This window comes from Acinetobacter sp. (genome assembly GCF_050285345.1).
Lineage (GTDB): Bacteria > Pseudomonadota > Gammaproteobacteria > Pseudomonadales > Moraxellaceae > Acinetobacter.
The window spans coordinates 1-8,513 of the sequence record NZ_JBLZXR010000089.1 but is presented as its reverse complement, the minus strand read 5'-3'; the positions used below and the strand labels follow the sequence as shown (position 1 = coordinate 8,513).

Here is an 8,513-nt window from a genome sequence, read left to right as displayed (position 1 = left end):
TTGTGTGTAGGCTTCTTCATTTGAAAATTATATCGCTGAAAAACCCTTTACAGATAGGTTTGTGCAACAAAGCCATCAGTAAGTATGTATCTATCCATAGTACTATTATAAATTAATCAGTAGCCTTTGTTAATTCTCAACAAGCCCTAGTATTAATTACAAAAGGTTGTTGATTCATTTTGGCTACCCTATGTTTTTTAACAATATTGGAGATTTGATGCAGCCGAAAGTTGAGACTATTCAGCTGCCTGATAATTAAGCCAATGATGATAATGTTGAGGATATATGCTGTGGTGTAACATTTAATTGTTGAATGAGATGATCAGCAATAAACTCAGCATCTTTAGCAACATCCATAAAACGTCCTGAACCCCATGTGTTTAACCAAGGTAAACCAATAAAGCTTACTTCAGAGTCAACGGTAATACCGCGATCATGTTTTGGATATCCATTTGTCTGGAATATATCTAAATCAATCCAAGAATAGTCTGGTCTAAATCCGATACACCAAATGATTGAGGTGATGTTCTCTTCAACTAAATCGATATGGGTAATTTCCTGCTCTGGCTGCCAAAGTGGCTGATATACAGATGCTGGTTCTTCAGTCACAATATTATTTTTCTCTAGATAGTCATCAATAGAGGCATTAATACGATTGTAAGTTGCATCTGCCATATCTAAGTTCTGGATTAAATCTGGACGGAATACAAACTGACCTTCCTTATAATCCTCAAATCGTCCAAGCAGTCGCATACCTTCTAATGCAAATTTACGTAGATCAATATCACGACCACCATCTCGCCCAGTCACGTAATGATTAGTGCTGTTACGAACTTCTTCACTGTATCGATGATCTTTGACTGTAGTCTCGTAATAGCCCATTTCATAAAGCCACTTCACTACGTCTTTACCACGATAAAAACGTGCACAGCGTGGTGCATCTCCCGTAGAAAGATAGACCTTTTTACCAGCCAAATGTAGATCTTCAGCGATTTGGGCTCCCGATTGCCCTGAACCGACAACCAAAACATTACCTTCAGGTAACTGTTCCACATTAAAATATTGTTCTGAATGCAGAACTAACACTTGCTCAGGCACTTGATCACTTAGTCTTGGATAAATTGGGGTGTGATAACCACCAGCTGCTACAACTAATTGTTTAGCAGTAGTTGTACCTAAACTAGTTTCAATTTCAAAGTGTTGCGGTGCAATTTTTGCAACATGCTTAACCTGAACATTTAATAAAACTGGTGGACTCAGTTTTTCAATGAAGTCGTCTAGATATTCAACAATTTCATTTTTTTTCATAAATCCGTCAGGGTCATTGCCGTTATATGGATGCTCTGGAAGCAAGCATTGCCAATTGGGGGTAACTAAAGTGAAATTATCCCACCGTTTACTACGCCAGCTATGGGTTAACTCTGATTCTTTTTCTAGAATTACATGATCAATCCCTGCTTTTTGTAGATAATGACTGATACATAACCCTGCCTGGCCACTACCAACAATCACGACGTCATAATTTGGCTGTAAATCTTGAATTTGCATATTAAGCATCTTGTTCCCCTTATTCATTGTGCATTTCAGTAATTTCAATTTGGTCTTCGTCTTTTAAGGCGAATAAGTTAGCTTGGCGTTTAATCGTGGATAGGCTGTCCATGGCTGAACTACATGCAAAGCCATAACGTACTCGTACTCGTTCTGATGCAGCAGATAAGCCATCTTCAGCCAGCTTTAAAAACTGTATTGCTGGATATGAATGTCCTTTAGATAGATATTCATAAATCACCGTGGATGGAGAGTAATATTGAATCAGCTCGCCATTCGGCCATTTCACGGTAAAATTAACGCTAGGCATATGCTGCCTCCTTCTCTATCGGCTCAATCGGATCCGACTGAGCCTTTAACTTTTTTAAAATTTCGACATAGTTAAAACCAGTAAATTTTTGCTGATTAAAATCCCAAAATTGAGCACTTTGCTTCTGATCATGCACATGAACTTTTCCACTGGCATTACTTTCACCAATCACTGCACAGCAAATACCCTGACTTTCAAATAACTCAATGATCTCTTCGCATTCGCCTTCATCAGCTGTCAGCAAAAATCCATAACTTGGAAATATTTGTAGCCACGTCTGCCAGTCCACATTTTGTGGTTTTGGAATTTTTTGAAGGTCTATGTCTGCGCCACTTTGCGTTGCCTCAAGTAGCATGAGCAAACTGCCTAAAACACCTGCATTACTAATATCTCGTGCGGCATATACCACTCCTTGCTGGGCAAGTTGCGGCATTACTGAGAGCTGTGCTTGCAAAATACGCCCGGATACACGTTCAAAGCATTTCCAATACACAGTGTTGGGATGAAATTGACCTTGTAGATTTAAAGCAATCAAAATCTTTTGTTGTGGTTTAACATGCAAAACAGACAATAATTTTTGTGCTGTACCTTGAATGGCAACAGATAAAGCTGGCTGATAATTTTCAGCAATATTGCTATGTCCACCAATCATTGCCACATCATAGGCAGTACAAGCATCTTGCATGCCTTGCATTAACAATTGAGCATGCTCAACATTTGTATGCCAAAAGCTATTCACAACTGACAATGCACGACCACCCATTGCTGCAATATCACTGATATTTGCCATGACTGCAGACCAACCAGCAAAATAAGGATGATTAGCAACAAAACTAGGCAACATCCCTTCACACGCATGTAAAATATATTGTCCCTGGACGGCAACAGCAGCAGTATCATCTCCAGGGTAAGCGTACAAAGCTTGCAGAGAGTTGACTTTATCCAGATTCGGGATCATTACACTTTTGGCAATCACCTGTTTTGATTGCATAGCTGGAGTTTTTCTTAAATATTCAAGAAGTTGATTGAGTGATATCATCATTCCACCTCTTTTTGCATATAAGCCTGCATGACCACATGCTGTAGCGGATAATGCTCAATTTGAGCTTGCATCATCATGTGCGGAATTTCAGCAACCATTAATTCACGGACACTGTTCCAACATAATTTCTGAAAATAACGCTCATTTTGTTGCTGTACAGTCGCTAAGAATGTTTTACATCCTAGATTTTTTGCCGTCGTCACTGCTGCATTAATCAGTGCTTTCCCAATAGCATGATGATGGCGGTATAATGGCTCTACACATAAACGCCCACCCCACCATGTATTTGTTCCGTCTGGGAAAATACGCACAGCGCCTATTACACGATCATGCTCACCAAACATTTGCCCAATCGCAACAATACCTAGAGCTTTAAAGTCATATTCATCACGGTCTTCTTTTAGAATCTTTTGTTCATCGCGAAAAGTTGTCTCTCGCAGGCGATAATATTGACGACGTTCCCAGTCTTCAGTAACCACTTTGATAACAATGTCATCTGTGACAAACTGTTTAAGTTCTTCATTTAATTCTATTAACCATGGATAACCAGAAAGTTGCATACTATTTCTCCTACTCATAAGCTTTCAGTGAAGAACATGCTCCACATTTGGCACAACCCGCTTGAGTGTCTTCAGAGTTAAGTCCATGTAGACGGAGTTGCTCACCAATTTTTGGATAGAGTGCCTGCATAAAGGCTTGCTCGGGTTTTGAATGATGTTCAAGTGCTGTTCCCTGAATGGGTACAAATGGCACTACAAACGGATAAACGCCCATCTCGGTCAATTTAGCGGTCATTTCAATGATTTCATTTTCCGTATCACCTAGCCCAGCTAAGATATAGGTACTTACTTGTCCCCGACCAAATACCTCAACTGCCGCCTTAAATGCTGCAAAATAAGTATCGAGAGAAACCTCTGCTTTACCCGGCATAATTTTATGACGTACACGATCACTTACCGCTTCAAGATGCATACCAATTGACACCACACCTGCATCTTTTAACTTCTGAAACCATGTAAAATCATCGGGTGGTTCACATTGCACCTGTATAGGCAAATTCACTTCGGCCAAAATAGCTTTCACACTGTCATATAAAATCTCTGCTCCACGATCTGGAGTGTTGGGTGTGCCAGTGGTAATGACCATTTGCTGTACACCGTCGAGTTCCACAGCTGCTTTTGCAACTTCTGCGAGCTGCTCTGGACGTTTCCGAATTAAAGTACGACCACTTTTTAACGATTGGTCGATCGAACAAAATTGACAAGCCGTAGCTTTATCATTCATACGAATGCAATGTTGTAATACTGTTGTTGCCAAGACGTCGTGGCTATGCAAAGTTGCAATTTGCTCATATGGAATATCTTCGTCAGTGGTCAAGTCATAAAACTTTGGACGAGATGGGGCTGTTAAAGTTGCTACAGGAATCCTGTTTTTAAATACGATCACTTGGTCAGAATCTGGATCAGCTTTAGCACTGTATGGAGACTCTTGTGCAGCTAGATTCAACACTGGAATCATCACCGTCTGCCCATCTAGGCTGAGTGCTTTATGATCACTTGGCCCTGCACCGCCCTTACGAGATAGACCAAATTCACCGTCCCATTTCAGACCGTTACATTGCAAATCAGTCAAAAGTTGTATTGCAGACATACTCGCCCCCTCTCTTTAGAATTGGTTTAATAAGCTTTAAACCTGCTCTTCTGTAAATCTGGAAATTTTTTCGAGATTTGTTAAATCCGAGGATTCAACTTTAAGCTCATGCAATACCTGTGTCGGACGACGATCAATCAATAAACTTAACAATTCTGGGCGGCTATAATGACCAACTGAATCCATCATGCGTTTACGTTTATCAATTAATGAAAAATCAAGATCCGCGATACTGTATCCTTCACCCTGAGTAATAGGTTCGGCCAAAAATTTCCCTTCAGGCGAGACAATAGCGGTGAAGCATCCACCCGAAATTGGGCCAATTTCACAACCGGTATCTTTCATAATTTGTTGTTGTTGCTCTGGATGTAGCCATGCAGTCGCATTAACTACGAAACAACCTGACTCCAAAGCATGGTGCTGAATAGTGGCGCTTATCTGATCTGCGAAAATTTGACCAACCAATGATCCTGGAAACATTGCTGCGTGAATTTGTTCACCATCGGCCATTAAGGCAAAACGTGCCAAAGGGTTGTAATGCTCCCAACAAGCCAGTGAACCCACACGTCCCACAGCAGAATCAATTGCACGTAAACCACTGCCATCGCCTTGTCCCCATACCATACGCTCATGATAAGTTGGGGTGATTTTTCGACGATGCTGAATGATTGAACCATCAGCATCAAATAACAGCTGTGCGTTGTAGATTGTTCCACCCGCGCGCTCATTAATCCCAATAGAAACTACCATTTTTGCTTCAGCACAGGCTTGACCAATCGCAAAGGTTGCTTCAGAAGGGACAACTACAGATTCATTGAGCAGTTTTAAATGTTCCTTACCCATTGCAAACGGTGGTTGTACAAAAGAAAAGTAAGGGTAATAAGGCACTACCGTTTCAGGAAAAACAGCAAACTGTACGCCTTGTTTACCTAACTCGAAAATCGTATTACAGATTTTTTGTACGGTTTCCTTTTGGTTATAAAGCACTGGACTACACTGTACTGCTGCTGCTTTTACAATCTGATTCATGTCTTATTCCCCTTTCTTAAATCTTTAAACAGTCCAAGTATCAATGATCAGTGCATTGTCACGACGCATCAGTAATTTTAAGTCCATTACATCCAAAGGATTGATTGGACGAATCCCTGGCATTAATGCTTTTTCGGTTTGACCATATAGCGCTTGTAATGCGAATCGGCAGGCATAAACTTCACCACCTTCTTCCATAAAGGCTCTAAGTTGATTATTCACTGCCAAATGTCCCGGAAATGCTTCTGCACCCAATGTTGGAAATCCACGTTGTACCCCCAACTGCACACCTGGACCGTACAGCAAAATTTTGGTTTCAAAACCTTTGCGTAATAATCGTTTTGCTTGTAAGACATTGACCAAGCCAATAGAACCTTCAAAGGCAACGGTGTGGAAAGTCACCAATGCTTTTTCACCCGGCTGAGCTTTTACATCCTCAAATACTTTTTCTTCATAATCGACAAGAAAATCACCATCTTTGTATTGTTCAATATCTACTTTAGGCATAGCCGTTCCTCATATCTACGGTTTCGATTCAACCAACTGTTTTGGTCTATCCGTGTTATTGCGAGAGCCGTGCCAACATGATTAAAATGCTGTTTTAAAATTCTTATATTCTTGAAAAATATATTTTTATTATTTATTCAAGAGAGCTTTATAAAAATAAGAATGTGTTGAATAGCTACGATTTTTCGTAGTATTATGAAAGTTCATAGTTAAGATTACGATTTTTCATAGCATGAATAATATTGACTTTATTTCTGATTGGGCATCTTCTGAAGATTCGATTCGCCCGCTTGCTTTTGAGCATACATCTCAAGCATTAATCGTGATCGACCCACATCAAAATCGCTTTATCGATTTGAATATTAGCGCGTCTCAATTATTACGCTATGAACGACATGAATTGATTGCCAAAACAGTTACTTCTGTTTTTGGACACATCAATCAATTGCCACATCTTATGGCGTTTACAGATGAAGCACTCAGTAAGGGTTATGCTTGGAACAATGAGCTATATGCTTTTGATAAAGAACATGAAAAAATACAACTCGATGTCACCGCCATTCGTCTGCCTTATAAAAATAAAAATCTACTCATTTGGTCATTGGTCGATGTCAAAGATCTTGAATTACGCCAATTTAACAAAAATGCTGACAAGGTCATTCGTGCAGGGCTAAAAGAATGGCAAGCCTTACAAGAGCTGTTTATTGACTCAGATACAGGCAAACATTTATTACTGAGTTCCGTTGGTGATGGTATTTATAGCATTAATAAACAAGGACTATGTACCTTTATTAATCCCGTTGGCGCAAAAATGTTAGGTTTGGAGTCCGATGCTGTATTGGGTAAAAATATTCATAAAATCCACCATCATACCCATGAAACTGGAGAACATTACCCTGTAGAAGAATGTCCCATCTATGCTGCCGTACAAGATGGAATTGTTCATGAAGGCATCCAAGAAGTTTTCTGGCGACGTGATGGTAGCTATTTTCCAGTCGAATTTACCAGTACGCCCATCATCCGTGACAGTGAAATCATTGGTGCTGTGGTGGTCTTCCGAGATATTACTGAACGTTTAAATACTGAAAAACAACTCACACATGCGCTAGAAGAATTACAAGATTTAAAAAGCCGCTTAGAGCAACAAAATGAATATCTACAAGAAGAAATTTTACAAGAAAATCAATATCATGAAATTGTAGGTAATAGCCCAGCCATTCTACAAATTATTGAAAAAATAAAAGTGGTTGCACCTACTGATGCGAATGTCATGATCTATGGAGAATCAGGAACTGGAAAAGAGTTAATCGCACGTGCCATCCACCAGTCCAGTCACCGTAAACAGCATCCACTGATTCGTGTGAACTGTGCGGCGATCCCCTCTGAATTATTTGAAAGTGAATTCTTCGGACATGTTAAAGGTGCTTTTACAGGCGCAGTTCGTGATAGGGCTGGACGCTTTGAACTTGCCGATCAAGGGACTTTATTTTTAGATGAGATTGGCGAGATTCCACTCGAATTACAAAGTAAATTGCTCCGAGTATTGCAAGAAGGGACTTTCGAAAGAATTGGGGAAGAAAAAACACGACACGTTGATGTCAGGATTATTGCTGCCACTAATCGAAAATTAAAAGAAGAAGTGAAGCTGAAAAACTTCCGTGAAGACTTATATTTCCGTCTGAATGTATTCCCAATCCATTCTCCTGCATTACGTGAACGTAAACAGGACATTCCTTTACTGGTCTCGCACTTTACCAAGCTGATCAGCGAAAATCGTAAAGTGCCTTATTTACCTTTTTCACAAAAGCATATCCTCGAACTGCAACACTATGACTGGCCAGGTAATATTCGTGAATTACAAAATGTGTTGGAACGTGCATTAATCACTGCCAAACACGGTGCTGTTTCTTTCCAATATTTACTGGAACAAGAACCATCTCAGACCGTACAGCACAATCACGCCGCAGCAATCGAACAAATCCTGACGATACAACAACTCAAACAGTTAGAAACGACAAATCTTCAACTGGCAATCAAACAATGCGAAGGGAAAATTTTTGGTGATGAGGGTGCAGCTAAACTGTTAGGCATTAATCCTACGACACTAATTTCAAAATTAAAAAAAATGGGAATTGAATATTAAAAACCTCTCTTAAAAGCATGATCGAACTTGATCATGCTTTTCAACCAGAAATTAAATATTAAACCCCTTATGTATCTAAAAAGATTAATATTTCATTACTTGTATGGGTTTGATACTTAAGACAGAGGCATTCCTTCGTCAGCAGTAAAATGGATATCAAATGGCTTATTGGTAATAAACAACATCAAAACATCATTATCACTTCGTGCAGGCTTTGTTGCACAAACCTATCTGTAAAGGGTTTTTCAGCGATATAATTTTCAAATGAAGAAGCCTACACACAA

Annotated in this window: 8 protein-coding genes; 1 reads left to right on the top strand and 7 read right to left on the bottom strand. The window is 39.7% G+C overall.

The window, feature by feature from the left end:
* Positions 1-255 precede the first annotated feature (255 nt).
* From ACN6OV_RS07910 to ACN6OV_RS07880, 7 genes are read right to left on the bottom strand one after another with little or no spacing between them, the layout of a single operon-like run.
* A complete protein-coding gene (locus ACN6OV_RS07910; RefSeq protein WP_427951658.1) occupies positions 256-1,557 on the bottom strand; it encodes an MSMEG_0569 family flavin-dependent oxidoreductase in 1,302 nt (433 codons plus the stop codon).
* Between the two features lie 10 nt (positions 1,558-1,567).
* Positions 1,568-1,858, bottom strand: a complete 291-nt coding sequence (locus ACN6OV_RS07905) for an MSMEG_0570 family nitrogen starvation response protein (RefSeq protein ID WP_348960536.1) — start codon at positions 1,856-1,858, stop codon at positions 1,568-1,570.
* Positions 1,851-2,897, bottom strand: a complete 1,047-nt coding sequence (locus ACN6OV_RS07900; protein WP_427951661.1) for a sll0787 family AIR synthase-like protein — start codon at positions 2,895-2,897, stop codon at positions 1,851-1,853. Before ACN6OV_RS07900 ends, ACN6OV_RS07905 begins: the two co-directional genes overlap by 8 nt.
* Positions 2,897-3,460 carry an MSMEG_0567/Sll0786 family nitrogen starvation N-acetyltransferase gene (locus ACN6OV_RS07895; protein ID WP_348960535.1) on the bottom strand — a complete coding sequence of 188 codons (564 nt, stop codon included), beginning with the start codon at positions 3,458-3,460 and terminating at the stop codon, positions 2,897-2,899. The genes ACN6OV_RS07900 and ACN6OV_RS07895 overlap by 1 nt, the downstream gene beginning before the upstream one ends.
* Before the next feature lie 10 nt (positions 3,461-3,470).
* Positions 3,471-4,550 (bottom strand): MSMEG_0568 family radical SAM protein, encoded by a 1,080-nt coding sequence (locus tag ACN6OV_RS07890; protein ID WP_348960534.1) that lies wholly within the window; start codon positions 4,548-4,550, stop codon positions 3,471-3,473.
* A gap of 36 nt (positions 4,551-4,586) precedes the next feature.
* Positions 4,587-5,579, bottom strand: coding sequence for a Nit6803 family nitrilase (locus ACN6OV_RS07885; protein ID WP_348960533.1), 993 nt, complete (start codon positions 5,577-5,579; stop codon positions 4,587-4,589).
* A 24-nt stretch (positions 5,580-5,603) separates the two neighbouring features.
* On the bottom strand, positions 5,604-6,086 hold the full coding sequence (locus ACN6OV_RS07880; RefSeq protein ID WP_279676506.1) for an MSMEG_0572/Sll0783 family nitrogen starvation response protein: 483 nt from the start codon (positions 6,084-6,086) through the stop codon (positions 5,604-5,606).
* A 232-nt stretch (positions 6,087-6,318) separates the two neighbouring features.
* Between ACN6OV_RS07880 and ACN6OV_RS07875 the strand changes: the two genes are divergently transcribed.
* Positions 6,319-8,229, top strand: coding sequence for a sigma 54-interacting transcriptional regulator (locus ACN6OV_RS07875; protein WP_427951652.1), 1,911 nt, complete (start codon positions 6,319-6,321; stop codon positions 8,227-8,229).
* The last annotated feature ends 284 nt before the right edge of the window (positions 8,230-8,513 follow it).

Bases quoted from the DNA above. Each gene is read 5' to 3' on its own strand.
- ACN6OV_RS07910 (WP_427951658.1), bottom strand. From the start codon at position 1,557: ATGCTTAATATGCAAATTCAAGATTTACAGCCAAATTATGACGTCGTG.
- ACN6OV_RS07905 (WP_348960536.1), bottom strand. From the start codon at position 1,858: ATGCCTAGCGTTAATTTTACCGTGAAATGGCCGAATGGCGAGCTGATT.
- ACN6OV_RS07900 (WP_427951661.1), bottom strand. From the start codon at position 2,897: ATGATATCACTCAATCAACTTCTTGAATATTTAAGAAAAACTCCAGCT.
- ACN6OV_RS07895 (WP_348960535.1), bottom strand. From the start codon at position 3,460: ATGCAACTTTCTGGTTATCCATGGTTAATAGAATTAAATGAAGAACTT.
- ACN6OV_RS07890 (WP_348960534.1), bottom strand. From the start codon at position 4,550: ATGTCTGCAATACAACTTTTGACTGATTTGCAATGTAACGGTCTGAAA.
- ACN6OV_RS07885 (WP_348960533.1), bottom strand. From the start codon at position 5,579: ATGAATCAGATTGTAAAAGCAGCAGCAGTACAGTGTAGTCCAGTGCTT.
- ACN6OV_RS07880 (WP_279676506.1), bottom strand. From the start codon at position 6,086: ATGCCTAAAGTAGATATTGAACAATACAAAGATGGTGATTTTCTTGTC.
- ACN6OV_RS07875 (WP_427951652.1), top strand. From the start codon at position 6,319: ATGAATAATATTGACTTTATTTCTGATTGGGCATCTTCTGAAGATTCG.